1 pseudogene is annotated in these 565 nt (G+C 62.3%); it reads right to left on the bottom strand.

The annotated features are described in order from the left end of the window. A pseudogene (locus QZR14_RS27935) lies at positions 1-565 on the bottom strand (hypothetical protein); the annotation flags it as partial.

The raw sequence follows: 565 nt of genomic DNA, 5'->3' as shown, positions 1-565 counted from the left end.
CAGGTTGTCTCTGTTGGTGACGACGTAGTAGACCTTGACGCTCAAACCATCGAAACGCTGGATATCGCTCTGGGCAACGGCGCGCAAGACGGGCTCGCCATCCGCGATGTTGCCGACCTGGCGTGCGTCCTCGTAGTAAACCGTGTCGCCGCCGGGCGCCTTTGCCTCCCAGATCACGTTCAGCAGATCACTGCCGTTGCGACCGACGTACCACGGCGCACTCACCGTCGCCCACGGCGTATCGACTGGCAACGTCCCGCCGGGTGCCTCGACGACGCTAGGCGCGGGCAGTCGGCTGATGTCACCGACGACGCTGACGCTGGCGTTTTTCGAGGGGCGGTCGGACTCATTTTCGCGGCGCCGGATAAAGCCCACCGATGCGCTGCCCTTGGCGATGGCGCGTACGGCTTCGTTGGGGATGATGAACTCGAGATGAAAGTTCACGAATTTCACCGCCATCGATAATGGGCCGACGATAATTTGCGGGCCTTGGGCAGGCGTGCCGGTCCAGGTCAGGAGCACTTCATCGCCCACGTCAAAGTCGGCATCTGGTGTGGATACGTGC

The organism is Pseudomonas sp. rhizo66 (assembly GCF_031931925.1).
GTDB lineage: Bacteria > Pseudomonadota > Gammaproteobacteria > Pseudomonadales > Pseudomonadaceae > Aquipseudomonas.
The sequence above is the reverse complement of the archived record's forward strand: the minus strand, read 5'-3'. Positions and strand labels throughout refer to the sequence as shown.